General features: G+C 40.5%; 18 protein-coding genes. 10 read left to right on the top strand and 8 right to left on the bottom strand.

The window, feature by feature from the left end; genetic code table 11:
* Positions 1-31: 31 nt before the first annotated feature.
* Positions 32-1,903, bottom strand: a complete 1,872-nt coding sequence (locus tag AC3ISE_RS18615; protein ID WP_489222115.1) for a transglycosylase domain-containing protein — start codon at positions 1,901-1,903, stop codon at positions 32-34.
* Positions 1,904-2,012: 109 nt separating this feature from the next.
* A complete protein-coding gene (locus tag AC3ISE_RS18610; protein ID WP_489222114.1) occupies positions 2,013-3,191 on the bottom strand; it encodes an MFS transporter in 1,179 nt (392 codons plus the stop codon).
* 384 nt (positions 3,192-3,575) lie between these two features.
* Here AC3ISE_RS18610 and kapD point away from each other — a divergent pair, with 384 nt between their 5' ends.
* Complete coding sequence (gene kapD / locus AC3ISE_RS18605) at positions 3,576-4,199, top strand: 3'-5' exonuclease KapD (RefSeq protein ID WP_489222113.1); 624 nt, start codon at positions 3,576-3,578, stop codon at positions 4,197-4,199.
* A 79-nt stretch (positions 4,200-4,278) separates the two neighbouring features.
* Here kapD and kapB read toward each other — a convergent pair whose 3' ends face one another.
* A complete protein-coding gene (gene kapB, locus AC3ISE_RS18600; protein WP_489222112.1) occupies positions 4,279-4,662 on the bottom strand; it encodes a kinase-associated lipoprotein KapB in 384 nt (127 codons plus the stop codon).
* Positions 4,663-5,011: 349 nt separating this feature from the next.
* Between kapB and AC3ISE_RS18595 the strand changes: the two genes are divergently transcribed.
* On the top strand, positions 5,012-5,224 hold the full coding sequence (locus AC3ISE_RS18595; protein WP_375142574.1) for a hypothetical protein: 213 nt from the start codon (positions 5,012-5,014) through the stop codon (positions 5,222-5,224).
* 104 nt (positions 5,225-5,328) lie between these two features.
* Complete coding sequence (locus AC3ISE_RS18590; protein ID WP_489222111.1) at positions 5,329-5,901, top strand: superoxide dismutase family protein; 573 nt, start codon at positions 5,329-5,331, stop codon at positions 5,899-5,901.
* Between the two features lie 35 nt (positions 5,902-5,936).
* Here the strand turns inward: AC3ISE_RS18590 and AC3ISE_RS18585 are convergent, their stop codons facing one another.
* The 3 genes from AC3ISE_RS18585 to AC3ISE_RS18575 form a co-directional block, all read right to left on the bottom strand.
* A complete protein-coding gene (locus AC3ISE_RS18585; RefSeq protein WP_489222110.1) occupies positions 5,937-6,302 on the bottom strand; it encodes a hypothetical protein in 366 nt (121 codons plus the stop codon).
* A gap of 49 nt (positions 6,303-6,351) precedes the next feature.
* Positions 6,352-7,647, bottom strand: coding sequence for an ATP-binding protein (locus tag AC3ISE_RS18580; protein WP_489224379.1), 1,296 nt, complete (start codon positions 7,645-7,647; stop codon positions 6,352-6,354).
* A gap of 174 nt (positions 7,648-7,821) precedes the next feature.
* Positions 7,822-8,988: a MalY/PatB family protein gene (locus tag AC3ISE_RS18575; RefSeq protein ID WP_489222109.1), complete on the bottom strand. Its 1,167-nt coding sequence runs from the start codon at positions 8,986-8,988 to the stop codon at positions 7,822-7,824.
* Between the two features lie 481 nt (positions 8,989-9,469).
* Between AC3ISE_RS18575 and AC3ISE_RS18570 the strand changes: the two genes are divergently transcribed.
* Positions 9,470-9,724: a DUF1871 family protein gene (locus tag AC3ISE_RS18570; protein ID WP_489224378.1), complete on the top strand. Its 255-nt coding sequence runs from the start codon at positions 9,470-9,472 to the stop codon at positions 9,722-9,724.
* 301 nt (positions 9,725-10,025) lie between these two features.
* Here the strand turns inward: AC3ISE_RS18570 and AC3ISE_RS18565 are convergent, their stop codons facing one another.
* The gene (locus AC3ISE_RS18565; protein WP_489222108.1) at positions 10,026-10,859 is read right to left on the bottom strand and encodes an alpha/beta fold hydrolase; all 834 of its coding nucleotides are present in this window, start codon (positions 10,857-10,859) and stop codon (positions 10,026-10,028) included.
* Positions 10,860-11,101: 242 nt separating this feature from the next.
* On the opposite strand from AC3ISE_RS18565, the gene AC3ISE_RS18560 reads away from it, so the two are divergent.
* The 5 genes from AC3ISE_RS18560 to yugI all read left to right on the top strand — a co-directional run bounded on the left by AC3ISE_RS18560 (position 11,102) and on the right by yugI (position 16,376).
* The gene (locus AC3ISE_RS18560; protein WP_070875881.1) at positions 11,102-11,602 is read left to right on the top strand and encodes an Lrp/AsnC family transcriptional regulator; all 501 of its coding nucleotides are present in this window, start codon (positions 11,102-11,104) and stop codon (positions 11,600-11,602) included.
* Positions 11,599-12,765, top strand: coding sequence for an aminotransferase (locus AC3ISE_RS18555; RefSeq protein ID WP_489222107.1), 1,167 nt, complete (start codon positions 11,599-11,601; stop codon positions 12,763-12,765). Before AC3ISE_RS18560 ends, AC3ISE_RS18555 begins: the two co-directional genes overlap by 4 nt.
* A 209-nt stretch (positions 12,766-12,974) precedes the next feature.
* Complete coding sequence (locus AC3ISE_RS18550; protein WP_489222106.1) at positions 12,975-13,532, top strand: RNA polymerase sigma factor; 558 nt, start codon at positions 12,975-12,977, stop codon at positions 13,530-13,532.
* Positions 13,525-15,171 carry a hypothetical protein gene (locus tag AC3ISE_RS18545; RefSeq protein WP_489222105.1) on the top strand — a complete coding sequence of 549 codons (1,647 nt, stop codon included), beginning with the start codon at positions 13,525-13,527 and terminating at the stop codon, positions 15,169-15,171. Before AC3ISE_RS18550 ends, AC3ISE_RS18545 begins: the two co-directional genes overlap by 8 nt.
* Before the next feature lie 806 nt (positions 15,172-15,977).
* Positions 15,978-16,376 carry a S1 domain-containing post-transcriptional regulator GSP13 gene (gene yugI, locus AC3ISE_RS18540; protein ID WP_133312401.1) on the top strand — a complete coding sequence of 133 codons (399 nt, stop codon included), beginning with the start codon at positions 15,978-15,980 and terminating at the stop codon, positions 16,374-16,376.
* A gap of 85 nt (positions 16,377-16,461) precedes the next feature.
* Here yugI and AC3ISE_RS18535 read toward each other — a convergent pair whose 3' ends face one another.
* Complete coding sequence (locus AC3ISE_RS18535) at positions 16,462-16,695, bottom strand: DUF378 domain-containing protein (RefSeq protein ID WP_029566094.1); 234 nt, start codon at positions 16,693-16,695, stop codon at positions 16,462-16,464.
* 158 nt (positions 16,696-16,853) lie between these two features.
* Here AC3ISE_RS18535 and AC3ISE_RS18530 point away from each other — a divergent pair, with 158 nt between their 5' ends.
* Entirely contained in the window at positions 16,854-18,017 is a 1,164-nt protein-coding gene (locus AC3ISE_RS18530) for an iron-containing alcohol dehydrogenase (protein WP_489222104.1), read from the top strand.
* Positions 18,018-18,024: the final 7 nt, after the last annotated feature.

The following is an 18,024-nucleotide window of genomic DNA, read 5'->3' as shown; positions in this document are numbered from 1 at the left end:
CTTTTCTATTCCACGAATAAATAATCTAAAACTATCGATTTTTTGTGATATCACGCCAGATGAGCTGCTGTGGAGCGGATTTGGATAATTTCTCTATGCTGCCTGATTTGTCTTTCCCAATCCACACGCCGGCTGTATAGCGGTCAGTTAAACCAACAAACCATAAATCTTTAAAGTCATTTGTTGTTCCTGTTTTGCCGCCTGTATAGAGAGCAGAATGCTTAGCTTTTGTTCCGGTTCCGCTTGATGTGACAGCCGATAAAAGCTTCCTCATTTCATTGTTGGTTGTGCTTTTCCACACTCTTAAAGGTTCTTCATTCCATTGGTATAAAGAGTTCCCTTGCAAATCTGTTATTTGGACAATGGCATGACTTTTATGGAAAACACCGTCATTTGCAAAGGCCGAATAGGCTTGTGTAAGCTCTAAAGGTGAAAATCCATTTGTGAAGCCGCCGATTGCTGAAGGCAGCACGTAATCGGCTTCCGTTACAGCCCGGAAACCGAAGGGCATTAAATAAGAATATCCTTTTTCAATGCCAACTTCATCAAGCATTCTGACTGCAGGTGTGTTGTACGATTTTTTAAAAGCTGTTTCTAGCGTCACATTTCCATATGTTTTCTCATCATAGTTTTTGGGGCAATAGTCTTTTTTACAAAAAGGTTTTGCACTTATCACGGATGATGCAGAAGCATTTTTCACATCTATATACGGAACATAATCCAGCAAAGGCTTGATCGCTGAACCCGGCTGCCGGTATGCCTGATAAGCCCGGTTGAAATTGAATTTTTGATAATCTTTGCCTCCGAATAAGGCTTTTATTTGATGAGCATGATGATCTATAACCACACTCGCTCCTTGAACAGAAGAATCGCTCAGGTGATTTTTAAAAGCATCGGCCACGTTTGCCTGCATGGTTGGATCAAGAGCAGTATGGATGATCACGCCTTTTTTTACAACTTCATGCACTCTATTATTCAGCTCTTCTTCAATCGCAGCTTTTTCTTCCTTGCCCGCATCCGCTGCTCTTTTTGTGAAGCCTTCCTTTTCAGCAATAAGGCGTTTTAGTTCATCATGTACATAGGTAACGTAGTCAGGATAGCGGTCAGTCCGATGCTGCAGATTCAACCTGATTTTTTCTGCTGATGCAGAGTTATATTGTTCCCCAGTGATATATGCACCGTCTAAAAGATTTTTAAGCAGCAGAAGCTGTCTTTTCTTTGTATGTTCAAAATGCTTGATTGGATCATATAAGGACGGATTATTCGGAATGGCACTGATGAACGCAATTTGTGCCAGTGTCAGCTTGTCGATTGGCTTGCTGAAGTAATAATTGCTTGCCATTTGAACCCCGTAAACTCCGTTATGAAAATAGACTGCATTTAAATATCCTTCAAGAATTTCTTCTTTTGAAAATGTTCTCTCTATGTGATAAGAGTACAGTAGCTCGCTAAGCTTCCGATTATAGGTTTTCTCATGAGATAAAAAGACATTGCGGGCAAGCTGCTGGGTAATGGTGCTTCCGCCCTGTTCGATCGATTGGTTCTTGGCATTAATCAGGACCGCTCTCGCCATTCCGGCAGGATCAAATCCAATATGTTCATAGAATTTCTGATCCTCTGAAACGATGAAAATGGTTTTGACAGCTTCAGGGATATTATCAAAAGGCACATAGGTCCGGTTTTCCTGATCTGTGATGATATCAGAAACGAGGGCGCCGTTTTGATCAACGATAAAACTATTTTGTGTTAGAGGAATTTCTTTTAATGGGAGCTTTTCATCTAAAACCGTTGATACAGCTTTCACATTTTTAACTTCATCCCCGGAAATCAAAAATAAATAAATAAGAACGGGGCCCATGATGATCAGGCTTATCCAGCCAATTATTGAACGCAATGCTGTCACTCGCTTTATAGGTTATTGTGTACACTAATAGTACCATCAGTTGGAAGGAGATAGAAGATATTTCCTGTAAAGCGCAGCGAAAACGCCCTCCAGTTTGGAGAGCGTGTCTTCAGCTCGCTTTTGCAAGAGCTTTCTGTTCACTGCGCAAACTTTTCCACAATAGAATCGCACTGCATAGAAATAATCCGGCTGTTACATAAAAAACGGCAGAAATTCCGAAGCTTCCTGCTATGATTCCGCCAAGAACAGGACCAATGACATTCCCCAGAAACCTAAAGCTGACATTGTAGCCAAGGACCTCTCCCTGCATAGCAACAGGTGCTGTCTGGCGGATAAATGCGGTAATGCAAGGGATAATTCCGCCAATCGCCATGCCGAACAGAAAACGAAAAATCATCAGCTGCCATAAAGTCTGGACGAGCGCCTGCGGAATAAAGCAGAAGACAGAAGCAATCAAAAGCCCGATCAGCACTTTTTCATGTCCAATCCGGTCGCCAAGAGCTCCCCATCTCCGTGATGCCAGTAAATTGCCTGCACCAGTTGCAGAAAAAGCCAGTCCAGAGAAAAAGGCCAGATTGACTGGACCGTGAAGCTCGCTCACATAAAGAGCCAGCAGCGGCTGAATACTGAAGTTGCCGATTTGAACAAGCAGGGTTAAGAACATAATCGTTAAGAGAAGAGGAGATTTAAAAATATGCTGGAGGACTTGTTTCCTTGTGTACGATTTCTTTTTTTCCTCTTTTCCTCTTAGCGGTGCTTCTTTAATGCCAAAAGCAACAAGAAGGACTGATATGTAAATAACGCCTGCTGTTATGAAAAAGGTGTAGGTAAAACCAAACTGGTCAGCGAGAAGACCTCCAATAAGCGGTCCGAATAATCCTCCTGATACCGTCCCCATCTGAAGGGTGCCAAGTGTGCGCCCTGCAACTTCCTTTTTAGTCTGTGCTGAAATTAAAGCAAGAGAAGTCGGAATAAATCCAGTAACAGCACCCATCAGCAGCCGCAGCAAAAATAATTCATGAACGGAATTTACGAACCCCATTAAAAGAATGCTTGTAGCAATGCCGGACCCTGTAATGAGCAAAATCTTTTTATAGCCATACTTATCTCCAAATCTCCCCCAGAGAGGTGAGACAAGAAAAGCCATTAAAAAAGAGATGCCAAATACATAGCCGGCCCATTTGCGCACATAGTCATCAGAAAAATCACCAAATGTACTCAAGTATAATGATAAAAAGGGCATAATCATGGTCGCACTTGCCGCAACAAAAAAATTAGCCGCCCACATAATTAAAAAATTTCTTTTTTGAATTGAGATAAAAAACACCTTCTTTAGTATAAAACCCCAGCAATATATCGCAGATTAACGGGCAGTAAGTCCCCAAAAAGGGAGATGAACAAATCTATGATGAGGTCAGTGGACAACTGCCCGTAAAGGCCCGATTGGTTCAACTAACACTCAGTGGAAAAGCAAAAACTCCACTGAGTGAAGTTTCACTTTATTTCGTGTCCCTTAATATTATAAATCAACCCTTTCGTTTTTAGAAATAATAACTGAGCATATTCATTATTTTTAGAAAAATAAAGCTATATTTTCCAGTTTGGTGATATAATAGTAATAAAAAGGAAATTTCTTTTTTGATGAATAAAATGAGGTGAAAGGAGGGCTCGTATGGCAGATCACCATCAATTAATTTTTATTGATTTTGAATTCACTATGCCAGAAGGAAAAGCTAACCCACGCGGATTTTATCCGGAAATAATCGAAGTAGGAATCGTCTCCGTCATCAATCAAACCGCACACAAACAATTTTCCTCTTATGTAAGGCCAGTTCAGTTTCCCTTTTTATCAAATCGCTGCAAATCATTTCTTCACATTTCTCAGGCACAGGTTAACTCAGGTATTTCCTTTCAGGAATTGATCACGATCTTAAAGGAGTTTGGAGATTATCCGAAGACTACCGTCGTTACTTGGGGAAATATGGACATGAAGGTGCTCAGGCAAAATTGCCAGAAGAACAACGCTGATTTCCCTTTCAGCGGCAAGTTCAGAGATTTATCAATGGAATACAAGAAGTTTTTTGGAGACAGAAATCAGACAGGTTTATGGAAAGCGGTTGAAGAGTATGGAAAAAAGGGAACAGGCAGGCATCATTGCGCATTAGACGATGCACTGACCACCTGCAATATTTATAATCTTGTCGAAAATGATAAGCGATATCTTCAAAAACCAACTCCGACGACAATCGGAGACCGAATTGATTTTTCAAAAGTCATGAACAAATTTGCAACATAGAGCCAAATCACCTTACACGTGATTTGGCTTATTATTATTTGGCTGTGTTTTTAGCAGCTATGTTTTACACAAGAGCCTATTACTTAAAGTAATCTGCTTTTAACCCTTGGATTTTCTCGAGTGACATTTTAGCCCATGGTCTAGAATCTTCTGCTAAATCATTCTCAAGTTCGGCAACAGCTTTGCTTAGAGATTCCTGATAAGATGGGAAACTGCCTTCATATTTACGGACCATACTTTTAGGAATATTGGTTTGCTCATTCTCTGCTAGTGCTCTGCGTTCATGAAAGAGCGGGACCTCGGCTTCCTTAGGCATGTGCAAGTCTCCTTGAAGCGGATGTTTAATGACGGCTTTCACTTTTACTAAATAATGCTCCGGGCGAATATTCGTGATTTCTCCGATATACTTCCCTGTTTTATAGATGCCTGTCACGATTTCCCCTATAAGAAGTTCTTCTCTCATTTTTATGCCCCCTGTTTTTATTTGGTGCAAATCCCCATTTTTATTTTTGAAATTTATTTAATCATAAGTATTGATAGATGTCAGTTTAAGATATATGTGATCATCAGCTTTGAAGTGTCATCAATGCGGTCCCGCTTTTCTTTATGTCCAGCTCCACCTCCTAGCCCCCGGCTAGAACGGATTCGTCATGAAAGGCAAAAAGCGCCTTTCCTGCCAGATCCTTATCTGTCTGTCGGGTCTGACCAGTCGGTTCCGCTTTTTTGATTATACCAAAGCATTGAGAATTTTTGTGACCAGGAGTGGAGCTTATGGTTAAAACTTGTTATAGTTAAGGGGATAAAGGTAAGGAGTGATCGTTTTGTTAAACGCTTTCATATTTGGTCTGTTTCTCTATTTTCCTGAAGATAAGTCTGAGTACCTTCCAGCTGGAATTACGATGTTCATCTTTTTCGTTGCTGCTGTAGCAGCGTTCATGCTCATTAAAAAAATCTCGAAAAAAGAAGAATTAAAAGCGGAGGAGTTTGAACAAAACCTTAAAGCCGCTCATAAAAATAAATTGTAAGATAAAAGCCAATTCCATACTCGGGGTTGGTATTTTTATTTTCCAGAATAAAATACCCGCCGTATGCCGAAAATGGTAAGAAGTACATATTTCTGGAGGGAACAATGAAAAAACGTATCGTTCCGGCAGTCTTATTCCTTTCATTCTTAAGCGGGTGCATGGAAGAGGCACCGACAAAAGTAGATGTAGAAATGTTTAATGCAAGCGGCGATTCACTTGGGACGGTGAAACTCTCCGAACAGACAAAAGGCATAAAGATGGAATTGGTTTTAGAGGGTCTTCCGCCTGGCGAGCATGGTTTTCATATACATGAAAATGCAAAATGCGAGGCGCCTGAATTTAAAAGTGCAGGCAATCATTTCAATCCTGATGAAAAGCAGCACGGTCTGCTGCATCCAGAAGGATCGCATGCAGGTGATCTGCAGAATCTGATTGCAGATGAAGATGGACTGGTGGAGGCGGAGATTGCTGCACCGGCCGTAACGCTGAAAAAAGATGCGAAAAACTCTTTGTTGATGAAAGAGGGAACAACGCTGATTATTACTGAACTGAAGGATGACGGGATGACTCAGCCATCTGGAGATTCAGGAGCACGCATCGCTTGCGGTGAAATTACAGAAAAAGAAGGCAAACGTCCGGATAAGAAGGAAGTAAAGCCAGCTGACGAAAAAAAATAATCCTAAACGGTAAAAACGGCCTCTTTCGGCCGTTTTTACTTTATTTCAGCAATTTGATTACAGTCTGCTTTTACTTTTGAGAAAGGCAGTCCGAAAAATGTATAAAACTGTACAGTCGTTTCATAGCATTTCTGATCAGAGCCTTTTTGTTCTTTGATGCTCAGCACTTGCTCGTTCAGGGAAAGAGCACGCTGAAAGGAATTAAAGTGAAGGGTTAGAATCGTGTCAATCGCAAGGGTAGCTTCTTGCTGCATTTCTTCATTTGGTATCGCTTGTGCGCCGTTCCCCATTTTCTGCGGGATAAAAAAGGCTGCGGTCAGTAGGCATAAGGTAAGCAGAAAAATCAGCATGAATCGGTTCTTCAGAAAAAACCCCTCCTCATGTTCTTTTCGTCTGGTCACTTCTCGTCTCTATGGTCAGTTTATTATAAAAATGAAAGAAACATTCGAACTATTCAGCATCTGACTGAATGGGCAGAGATACAGTGACAGTTGTCCCTTCGCCAATGGAGCTCTGATATCGAATCGTTCCCCCGTGATGATGAATGATGGAGAAGGTGACAGTTAACCCAAGACCGGTTCCTTTTTCCTTCAAGGTAAAATAAGGTTCCCCTAATCGTTCAAGCTGATCTGACGTCATTCCGCTTCCATTGTCAGAAATTTTGATTCTGATGTATTCATGGGAAGAATAGGCTCTTATGAAAACTTGTCCTTCTAAATCAGGGACAGCTTCAATTGCATTTTTTAATAGATTGATAAACACTTGCTTTAATCTCGGATTATCTCCATAAACGACTAAATCAGAATTGATTTTTGTTTCAATTGTGACCGTTTTGTAGTTGGCATAGGAACGCATTAATTGATCGACTTCAATCAGCAAAGAGGATAAAGAAACGTTCTCTTTTTCAAAATATTGCTGTTTCGCTAAATTTAAATAATCGGTAATAATATCCTGAGCCCGATCAAGCTCTGATAATACTAATTCGAAATAATCCTTATTTTTATGTTCGTTCTCCTGCAGTTCCTGACCCATCAATTGAATGAAACCCCTTACTACCGTTAATGGATTTCTGACTTCATGAGCAACACTGGCAGCAAGCTCGCTTATGATAGAGAGTTTTTCGTTTTTGATGATCTGATAACGCATCATTGCGTTTTCACGAATGTATTCGATGGCGTATTGTGCGAGAAAAAATGCAAATAGGAGAAAAAGCCAGCCCAGCGATAACATAACCATATTGCTTCCGGAGAAAATCATAGGAGTAAGACCAATAGTTCCAGTTACATATAAGGCAGAATAAGTGACTGCAGTTTTAATAGTTGCTGTCAGCAAAATGAACATCATTTTGCGCTGTTTATTATAGAAAAACCATTTTTTTTGCAGATAGTAAGGAAGAATAATATAGAAAGGGATGGTAAGCAGACTCAGCATCAGCCAATATCCGCCTGTATAAAATCGGTAGGCAAATACAGTGAGAATGACCAGAGCGCCAGACAGCGGCCCTCCATATAAAATGCTGATTATGATGGGAATAGAATGCAGATCAAAGCTTAAATCGTCAATAATATGAAGCGGGTAAGTCATGCAAAGAATTGCAGAAGGTGCACAAAGCAAATAAATAAGTGTTTTGTTTCGGCTGGGGGGCGATTTGAAAGGCCTGCTGAGCCATGCGGTTTGATATATAAATACAGGAAAAAGAATGAATGTCATATGCAGAATTAATTCTTTAATCGATTCAATTGTCATGGTCAATGGATTCGACACCTTTACAATATTCTGAATACATTATACCATTAAAAAATTCATTATACTTCAATATATTTCAATTTATACCCAGGGGATGTGCTGCCGAAATGGCGCGCTTAAATAAACGGATCGCAGGTTAAAAAAGCCATAAACCAAGTTATGGCTTTTGCTGCTTTAAGAAAATGCTTTTTCAAGGCGTGTTAACCCATCAAGAACAACTGAACGGGGACAGCCAATATTCATGCGGACAAAACCTTCACCGCCAGGGCCGTATTTTGTGCCTTCTTCAAGGGCAAGTCTCCCTTTTTCAAGCAATAATCCCTTTAATTCCGCGTCTGTTTTTGAGAGGCTTCTGCAGTCAATCCAAACAAGATAGGTGGAATCCGGCTGAATCACCTTTAACTCCGGCAGTTTTTCTGCAATAAAGGAAGTAACCGTATTTACGTTGCCTTCCAAATACGCTGTTAACTCTTCAAGCCAAGGAGCGCCATAAGTATAAGCAGCTTCCATGCCTGTAATTCCGAATGTATTCAGGGTGAAAAAACCCTGTCTTTTTTGAAAATCCTCATATTTTGTGCGAAGATCCTTATTTGGAATAATAATCGCAGAAGATTGCAGACCTGCAAGATTAAATGTTTTGCTTGGAGCCATACATGTGATGGAAAGGTCGGCCAGCTCCTTTGAAATGGAGGCAAATGGCACATGCTTATGCCCAAACAGCATTAAATCAGAGTGAATTTCATCTGAAACTACGATAACATGATGGGCAGCGCATAACTCGCCAAGCTTTTTCAATTCTTCCAAGGACCAGACTCTGCCGCCAGGGTTGTGGGGATTGCAAAGAAGCATAAGTTTAACTGCAGGATCAGATAGCTTTTCTTCAAGATCTGCAAAATCAATCTCATATTTTCCCTGCGCCAGCTTTAATTGATTATTTATGATGGTCCGGTTATTCTTTTCGGTCATGTCAAAAAAAGGATGATATACAGGAGACTGAATGAGGACACTGTCTCCGGGATCTGTCAGTGACTGAATAGCCATGCTTAAAGCTGTCACAACACCTGAACTGAAAACAATCGATTCTTGCGTAATGTTCCAGCTGTGGCGTTTTTCCATCCAATTCTGCACGGCTTTTTTGGCCCCGAACCCTGCAGATGTATATCCGAAAATACCATGGGATGCCCGCTCTGCAAGAGCCGCAACTACTTCTTTTGGAGCTTTAAAATCCATATCCGCCACCCACATAGGCAGCACATCCTTAATGCCGAAAATTTCCTCCGTGTAATCCCACTTAACGGATTGAGTATTGTATCTGTCAGTTGTCTGATCAAAAGGATTCATTTTAACACTCCTTCATTGCTGGTTGTATGTATTATCGGGCGGTTACGCTTTTCGTGCTGTCCAGCTCCACCGCCCAACTCCTCGGCCAGAACGTCTCAGCAAGCATTGGCAAAAAGCGCCTTTACTGGCTGAGACTTATCTGTCTGTCGGAGCTAAACGGGGATTTCGGCTTTACACATTGTCCAGCTCCATCGCCCAACTCCTCGGCCAGAACGGCTCATCCAGCAAAGGCAAAAAGCGCCTTCACTGGCTGATCCTTATCTGTCTGTCGGAGCTAAACGGGGATTTTGGCTTTACACATTGTCCAGCTCCACCTCCTAGCCCCTCGGCCAGAACAAATTCCCCCAAAAAGTCAAACCCGGACTTTTCGGGTGAATTCTTATCTGTCTGTCGGGTCTGACCATTCGGTTCCGCTTTTCTTTTATCATATCTATGATAAAATAGCTATGCAAATGAAATGAATGGGTGATCACAAGTGGAAATGAAAGAGGCTAATGAGCAGATGCTCGAAATTTTATATAAGTGGGATCCGCTTCACTACGGTGCGGAAGCTTATGAAACAGAAGTATTCGATGTTTTGCAGGCTGTTCACGTTTCAGAAGCGTATCCACCTTTGTCCAGAAAAATTCAGGCTATATATGAATTCTCGTTTGAAGAAATCATTCCATTAAAAGAATGCGAAAAAATAGCCATAGAATTGCTTCTTATAAAAAATAATGCAGCTTGTGAACGGTAATCGGCCGTTCTCAGCTGCATTTTTTGTTTAAAGCTCTTTCGTAAATATTGTTGCTATTAGACTAAATGTTAACACTATAGTGGAGCGGAAAGGAACGGACACATTTATAATGGAAACAACAATCTATGTGAAAACAGCTTGTTTAGAGATAAGAAAGTATAAAAATTTTGCGCTTCGATGTCTAGCTCCACCTCCTAGCCCCTCGGCCAGAACAAATTCCCCCAAAAAGTCAAACCCGGACTTTTCGGTTGAATTCTTATCTGTCTGTCGGGTCTGACCAGTCGGTTCCGCTTTTCTATTGTCATACACAAAATTCGAAGATCCGCTCCGATACGAAATCAGGACGCTCCTCAGGAACTAAATGTCCTGTGTTTTTCAATGAAAAGAAATGAGAATTCGGAAGATCTTTATTCATGCGTTCACCGATCTGTACGGGAACGACTTTATCTTCCTGCCCCCAAATGAGCAGGCTCGGTGTTTCAATTTTTCTTAAATCTTCTGCAGATAAATCACCTTCACGGTCACGAATCATTCGTGATAAAGCCATAAAAATCCTGTCATCATAAAACGGCCGAATATAGCCATCCATCATTTCCTGATCAATCAAAGAATGGTCGTAAACTACATTGCAAAGGTTTTTCCATACTCCCTGACGGCTCATAATATGTTTAATGCAAAGGTAGAAATAAGGCACATATGAGCCAAAAATAAGGGATGGATGAGATCTTTTCATATATCCTGAACTGCAGAGAAGGACAACCTTTCTGAACATTTCAGGCATTTCTTTTGAAGCGTACAAGGAAATTTGCCCGCCCATTGAATGTCCTACAAGAATCGCGTCATCCACCTGAAGATTTTTTAAAAGCTCTATGACGACTTTAGCCATATTGCGGTAAGAGTAAACAAATGCGATCGACTTTTCCGACTGCCCAAAAGGAGGCAGATCCACCGCAATAATCCGATACTCATTTCGTAAATACGGAATCAGCCTCCGATAGCTGAAAGTAGAAGAGAGAAAGCCATGAATCAGGACCATTGTAGGTTTTCCAGGATTCTCATAGAGCTCGTAATGAACATGAATGCCTTGTATCTTCATCTTAAATTCCTGTTTATTTTCAAAAGTCACCATAGTCATTCACTCCAGCATTTATTCTGAATTTCCCCTATAGACATGAATTCGTATAAGCTGACAAAAGCTGACGGTTATCAGCATATTTGCCGTGAGAGTTTCTGTTATTTTAACCTTGAATCCCGAAATAACTCATGTAAAATCTACCCGTATTTTGAGGAAAAAAAACGGAGAACCCCATGTCTGTTTTCTCCTGTTCATGCTATAATTATCAGAACATTCTTAATGGATAGAAGGAGGACGACGAAATGAAGCTTTCTCAAAAAGAAACGGAAATACTTGAGATTTTAGAGGAAAACAGCAGACTGACTCCTCTTGCAATTGCTAAAATGGTGCAGCTGTCAGAGGAAGAAACGATTGAAACCATTAAACGTCTTGAAGAACTAAAAGTTATTATTGATTATTCGACAACTGTCAACTGGCGCAAAGTTGATGGCCATGAAGGTGTAACAGCGATGATTGATGTAAAGGTCGCGCCAAAAAGAGGTACAGGCTTTGATGCGATTGCAGAACGGATATACAGATTTAAAGAAGTGAAATCTGTTTATCTCATGTCGGGAGCTTACGACTTATCTGTTGTGATTGAGGGAAGATCGATGTCAGAGGTTGCTCATTTTGTTTCAGATAAGCTATCTACGCTTGATTCCGTGCTGTCAACAACGACTCATTTTATTTTGAAAAAATATAAGCATGACGGCAAAATTTACGAGCAGGATGATGAAGACAGACGAATTGTGGTGTCTCCATGACACAAGAGAGATATCTATCTAAAACCGTTTCACAATTAAAGCCTTCCGGCATCCGCAAGTTCTTTGATCTTGCGGATGGCATGGAAGGTGTTATTTCGCTTGGAGTCGGAGAACCGGATTTTGTCACTTCATGGAATGTCAGAGAAGCATGCATCTTATCGCTTGAGCAGGGCTTTACTTCCTACACAGCGAATGCAGGTCTTGCAGAGCTGAGAGTGGAGATTGTCAGGTATTTGCATCAGAAATTCAATGTTTCTTATCGCTATGAGGACGAAGTTATTGTTACTGTAGGGGCCAGTCAGGCTTTGGATATTGCGTTAAGAGCAATTACTGATCCTTTAGATGAAGTGCTGATTCCAGAACCGTGCTTTGTTTCTTATGGACCTTTAGTATCGCTTGCAGGAGGGGTGCCTGTACCGCTGCATACAAAAGCTGAAGATCAGTTTAAACTTCTGCCAAAACAAATAGAAGCAGCAATTACAGATCGTACAAAGGCGCTGTTGCTTTGCTCGCCAAGCAATCCTACAGGTGCTGTGTTAAATAAACAGGAGCTCGAACAAATCGCTTACATGGCTGAAAAGCACGATTTAATCATTTTAGCTGATGAGATTTATGCTGAACTTACATATGATGAGGCCTATACCAGCTTCCCGAGTTTAAAGGGAATGCAAGAAAGGACGATTTTAATATCAGGCTTTTCAAAAGGCTTTGCGATGACTGGATGGCGCCTTGGTTTTATTGCGGCTCCAGCTGAACTGTCTCAGGCTATGCTTAAAATTCATCAGTACTCAATGATGTGCGCTCCAACAATGGCTCAGTTTGGAGCAATTGAAGCCCTGAAAAACGGACTTCAGGATGTCGAACAGATGAAAAAAAGCTACAGGCAGAGAAGAAATTATTTCGTTGAGACGCTTAATGAAATCGGGCTGCCTTGCCATTTGCCGGGGGGCGCTTTCTACGCGTTTCCGTCCATTGTAAATACCGGACTAAGTTCAGAAGAATTTGCTGAGCGGCTGCTGCTTGAACAAAAGGTAGCTGTTGTGCCCGGGCATGTTTTTGGAGAAAGCGGAGAGGGTTTTATCAGATGCTCATATGCATCTTCCTTAGAGCAGCTGCAAGAGGCATTAAGAAGAATTTCTATTTTTATGAAGAATTTTCAGTAGGAATTCATAAAAAAATGGACAAAACCGTTATGGTTTTGTCCAAAAAACAAAAGGGGGGAATACTAGAAAGCTTATACGCTAATAGTATTCCCCTTTTTATGAGGGATAAACCTCTTTTTTACATTTTTCCGCTTCTAAATTCTGAAGATATTTTTTGAAACAAATAGTCATTAGCTCACGTTTCATAGATGTCAGAAGGAGGGCAGAACATGAACGATGATGAGTTGGTTTTAAAAGCAAAAAAAGGCAATATGAATGCGTTTCAGGAGCTTGTTGAGAAATATACTCCAGTTGTTGAAAAGTTTGCTTATCAGCTGGGAAACCGGCGCGATGATATAGATGATATTACACAGGAAGTATTTATACGCGTGTACCGTTTTCTTGATCAATTTTCAAAAGCGAAATTTTCAACATGGCTTTATAAAATAACCTTGAATGTAACGCGCGATGCTGCAAGGAAACGAATGTCTAATATGCAAAAGATCTTTAAAATTCAAAACGAGCCTGCTAATGATTATCCGGAGGTTGAAGCTCATGTTCTTCAAAATGAAGAAGACAGGACCCTTCATCTATGCATTCAAAAACTTGATGAAAAATACAGAATTCCAATTGTCCTCTATTTTTTTCATGAGCTTAAATATGAAGAGATTGCTGAAATCATGTCAATCACGTTATCAACTGTGAAAACAAGAATTTTAAGAGGAAAAGCGATGCTTAAGAAGATATTGGAGGAGCACGAGAAGAAAGAAGGTGAAACTCATGGATGATCAAATCTTTGAGCAAAGATTATCGAACTTAAAACAATCCTACCAGCAGCTGCCTGTGCAGACTTCTTCAGATAAAATTATGGAACGAATTAAAAAAGAACAGAAAAAGAAGCAGAGCTTTTTCTCGGCACAAACCTTATATGCCGCAAGCTTTATTGGCGTTTTAATTATAGCAGGACTTTTAGGAACACAGCTTTTAATGCAAAAAGAGCACCACAATGGAGGAACAGGGGACCAGCCTCCAGCAGCCGCAGTGCCTCCTTCAGCTGAAGAAATTGAAGCAAGGCATGAAGAAATCAGACAGCTGTATGATGATCAGCTGACGGCATTTGATGAAAAAGTCAGTATAGCTGACCCTGAACAATATTCTTTTATACAAGATGCCAAAAAAGCGGTAGCTGATTTTGAGAAAAGAGATACTTTTAAATCAGAGCCGGAACTAGAAAATTACTACAATAAAGTGAAGCAGACGGTTCGGCAAAATGTCTCAGTTCCAAGTGAGCAGCTTAGAAATTTGCGTACGAAAGCTGAAGAAGGACAGCAAATAAAAGATGAAGAAATCATCAGTTTGCTTGAAAAACAGCGTATCATGAATGAATATTACTTTGAAAAATGGCTGGCCGTCTCACAAAACTTACAATATACAGATGTGTTTGCTTTTGCAGACGAATTGAATCGTTCCGGCACAAATGACCCTGAAGCTGGTCCAGTCGTAAAAGAGATCAGGGACAGCGGGTATCGTTTTTACCATGAAGGGGAAGGGATGATTAATTTTCAGTCTGACCTGGCTATATTGGAAGCGGAACTAAAGCCGAGCCCTCAAATGCAGAAGTATTTTGAAATGGAAAATCAGGCTCAGGTGACAGAAGACGGTGCTGTCAGTGTTACACCGCAGGAACTTGCAGATCGGACAGTTGCATTAGAAGACTTTATTAATAAAAATCCGAATTTTAAATATGGTGAAAAGCTAAAAGAGCGGTATGAATTTTGGCTGTTCTTACTCTTAAAAGGACTTAACAACTCTCCTGCAATCGATGAAGAGAATCGCTTGAAGGAGGAATGGAAGTCGGCAATGGAATATGTCATGGAAAAGAATCCAAATAGTCAAACCGCGGCTGCCGTATCAGAATACTACAATTATTTAAAAGAGAAGAATTTTACGTTTAATACGATAGAGGAATATCAGCAATATAAGGTAACAGTACCAGAAAGCTTAAGGCCGGCAGTATCGTTTTACGGAGGCAGAGAATTCAATTTGCTTCCTTTATCAAATCGAATATACAATGCCTACCTTTCATTTAAGGATGATGGAAACGACACAGCACTAAATGAACTCCAGCCTGCCGATATAATTCGACTATATATGTATACAATTGTTAAGGGAGATGCAGATACTGCTTATGAGCTCCTTTTAAAGGAAGAAGGGACTCCGTCAAAAGAGGAATTTGAACGGGAAATACAGAATAAAGCACCCGAGTATCAAACACTTTCCGATAAGCTGTATAAGCTAGGTGAAAAATATGATGAAAATAACGTAAAATTAGAATTTTTCTATGAGGATGGTTCTGTTGACAGCTTTGAACTAAGAATCGATCCGCAAAATTATTTATCGAAGATTGTTTACGAAAAAAGGAAGTAAATTCTTTCATTAGGTGGATACCGGGCGCTTATGCAGCCCGGTTTTCCTAGTTGCAAAGCCAAGTGTCAGCGTGTGGGTTCAAAATAAGATAGAAAAAATGGGATAGTCCAATAAGTCTCTAAAATGAAGCAGGAAAAACAAATATTATTTCCTGCCTGCTTTTTTCTGTAGGCTCTTTTCGTAAACTTTGTTGTTTTTAGACTACATGTTAAAAATCTTAAGTGGATTGCAGCGGAAGGAACTTGACTCCTGCGGGAAATAGAGGGAAATGGGAGACCCCGCAGGCAGGCCGAGGAGGCTCCCACCCTCCCCGCGGAAAGCAAGTTCCTGGAGCGGAAAGGAACGGACTACATTTATAATTGAAAACAACTATTTTTGCGAAAACAAACTTTCTGGACAGCCCCGTCTGGCATTAGGGTCCAAGAGTTATATGAGGAAAGTAACAATCCGTTTTCTTTGGAGAGGGCTAAAAAGAAGTTTTACGATCCTAATAACAAAACCGTTAGATGTATCATAGCCTATGATGATATCCCGATTGGTAAAGGATTCTCTTGCGACGTATGAACGTGCAATCGCCGCTATGAAAAGTGCGGTTTTAATAAAGTAAACCTGCTGAAAAACCCGCCCTTTTCATGAATGCGCTTATAAATATTACTGGCTTATGGAAAACAAGAAACCTCAATCTTCGAAAAGCTCAAAGGCTTGACATAAATAAAATATTTCATTGAAAAAAATGGAGATATATGATATAGTTTTAAATTGCGTATATTAAACGAGAAAAATACAACTTATATAGGAGTGTTACCATGAGCACAAAATACGAAACAGGTTCTGTTCACACAGGCAAAGTAACAGGAATCCAACGCTACGGAGCGTTTGTAGCATTAGATGAATCAACACAAGGTTTAGTTCACATTTCTGAAATCGCACACGGTTTTGTTAAAGATATTAACGAGCAATTAAAAGTTGGCGATGAAGTTCAAGTAAAAGTTCTTTCAGTTGACGAGCAAGCTGGAAAAATCAGCCTTTCAATTCGTGCAACTCAAGAAGCTCCAGCACAAACTGAAGCTCCTAAAAAGCCTAAAAAGCGTCAAGCTACAATGAAAGCAACTCCTGCTTATTCTAATGAAACTCCACAAGGTTTCAACACTCTTAAAGAGAAATTAGAAGAGTGGATCGAGCAGTCTAAACAAACAAATAAATAAGAACATGAAAAGGATGCATCCTGTTGGATGGATTCTTTTTTTTTTGCATAAAAAAAGCACCGGATTAAAATTCGGTGCTTACTCTTTAGCGTGCTTCTGGTTTTGGTTCTGTACGGCCGAGTTCAGCTGCAGGCTTGAAGAGGATGGCAAGGTTGATAAGACCTGCAATTCCTACTAGTCCATAGATAATTCTAGATAATGCAGCGTCCTGGCCGCCGAAAATAGCAGCTACTAAATCAAATTGGAAGAAGCCGATTAAACCCCAGTTTATCGCTCCGATAATAGTAAGTACAAGTGCAATTCGCTGTAATGCGCTCATGCTGTTACCTCCTTTAAATATGTGAATGCACTCATAGATTGTGAAGATATCGGTCAAATTATTCATGCTGTTAAAAAAGAGTTTGCCAAGCGCATTTCTTGCAAAAACAATCAAAAACAGGTCATACTTAATTTATATAAAGTAAGGAGGCGATGATTGTGGAAAATTTTACATACCATAATCCTACTAAATTAATTTTTGGTAAAAATCAGCTTGAACAGCTAAAAACAGAGGTGCCTAAATACGGCAAAAATGTTCTCCTTGTTTATGGAGGCGGAAGCATTAAACGGAATGGTTTATATGACAAAGTTCTTGCGCAGCTTGAGGAAATCGGAGCGAACGTGTTTGAACTTGCAGGAGTTGAACCAAATCCAAGGTTATCGACTGTAAAACGGGGCGTAAATCTATCTAAAAGCGAAAACATTGACTTTCTTTTAGCCGTAGGCGGAGGAAGCGTCATAGACTGTACAAAAGCTATCGCTGCAGGAGCGAAATATGACGGAGATGCTTGGGATATTGTTACGAAAAAACATATGCCGACAGAAGCTCTTCCTTTTGGAACAGTTCTCACATTAGCAGCAACTGGATCTGAAATGAATGCTGGTTCTGTTATCACAAACTGGGAAACCCAGGAAAAATACGGATGGGGAAGTCCTCTGACATTCCCGAAATTCTCTATTTTAGATCCTGTCAACACGTATACAGTTCCGCAGGACCAAACAGTGTATGGCATGGTGGACATGATGTCCCATGTGTTTGAACAATATTTCCACCATACTAAAAACACACCGCTGCAGGATCGTTTCTGTGAAGCTACTTTAAAAACAGTTATTGAAACAGCTCCTAAGCTGATGAATGACTTAGAAAATTATGAGCTTCGCGAAACCATTCTGTATTCAGGCACAATTGCATTAAACGGTTCTCTGCAAATGGGATACCGCGGCGATTGGGCTACTCATAACATTGAGCATGCTGTATCAGCTGTATATGACATTCCGCATGCAGGCGGCCTCGCGATCCTTTTCCCTAACTGGATGAGACATACGCTGGATGAAAATGTTGGACGCTTTAAACAAGTGGCTGAACGTGTATTCAATGTAGACCCAGAAGGAAAATCAGATCGTGATATCGCATTAGAGGGAATTGATAAGCTAAGCGAATTCTGGAGCAGCTTAGGCGCGCCAAGCCGCCTGGCTGATTATGACATCACAGACGAGAAGATTGATCTGATTGCTGATAAAGCAATGGCTAATGGCGAGTTCGGCAACTTTAAAAAGCTGAATAAAGAAGACGTTCTTGCAATCTTGAGAGCATCTCTGTAATAGCAGA

This window comes from Metabacillus sp. KH_069 (assembly GCF_057838075.1).
This window is presented reverse-complemented; position numbering and strand designations above follow the sequence as displayed.

What these genes read in the sequence shown, in the direction of transcription:
- kapB (WP_489222112.1), bottom strand. Translation starts at nt 4,662, where the DNA reads ATGAGAGAAGAACTTCTTATAGGGGAAATCGTGACAGGCATCTATAAA.
- AC3ISE_RS18535 (WP_029566094.1), bottom strand. Translation starts at nt 16,695, where the DNA reads ATGAGCGCATTACAGCGAATTGCACTTGTACTTACTATTATCGGAGCG.
- AC3ISE_RS18550 (WP_489222106.1), top strand. Translation starts at nt 12,975, where the DNA reads ATGAACGATGATGAGTTGGTTTTAAAAGCAAAAAAAGGCAATATGAAT.
- AC3ISE_RS18545 (WP_489222105.1), top strand. Translation starts at nt 13,525, where the DNA reads ATGGATGATCAAATCTTTGAGCAAAGATTATCGAACTTAAAACAATCC.
- AC3ISE_RS18560 (WP_070875881.1), top strand. Translation starts at nt 11,102, where the DNA reads ATGAAGCTTTCTCAAAAAGAAACGGAAATACTTGAGATTTTAGAGGAA.
- AC3ISE_RS18555 (WP_489222107.1), top strand. Translation starts at nt 11,599, where the DNA reads ATGACACAAGAGAGATATCTATCTAAAACCGTTTCACAATTAAAGCCT.
- AC3ISE_RS18580 (WP_489224379.1), bottom strand. Translation starts at nt 7,647, where the DNA reads ATGACAATTGAATCGATTAAAGAATTAATTCTGCATATGACATTCATT.
- AC3ISE_RS18590 (WP_489222111.1), top strand. Translation starts at nt 5,329, where the DNA reads ATGAAAAAACGTATCGTTCCGGCAGTCTTATTCCTTTCATTCTTAAGC.
- AC3ISE_RS18565 (WP_489222108.1), bottom strand. Translation starts at nt 10,859, where the DNA reads ATGACTATGGTGACTTTTGAAAATAAACAGGAATTTAAGATGAAGATA.
- AC3ISE_RS18575 (WP_489222109.1), bottom strand. Translation starts at nt 8,988, where the DNA reads ATGAATCCTTTTGATCAGACAACTGACAGATACAATACTCAATCCGTT.
- AC3ISE_RS18610 (WP_489222114.1), bottom strand. Translation starts at nt 3,191, where the DNA reads ATGTGGGCGGCTAATTTTTTTGTTGCGGCAAGTGCGACCATGATTATG.
- kapD (WP_489222113.1), top strand. Translation starts at nt 3,576, where the DNA reads ATGGCAGATCACCATCAATTAATTTTTATTGATTTTGAATTCACTATG.
- yugI (WP_133312401.1), top strand. Translation starts at nt 15,978, where the DNA reads ATGAGCACAAAATACGAAACAGGTTCTGTTCACACAGGCAAAGTAACA.
- AC3ISE_RS18570 (WP_489224378.1), top strand. Translation starts at nt 9,470, where the DNA reads ATGAAAGAGGCTAATGAGCAGATGCTCGAAATTTTATATAAGTGGGAT.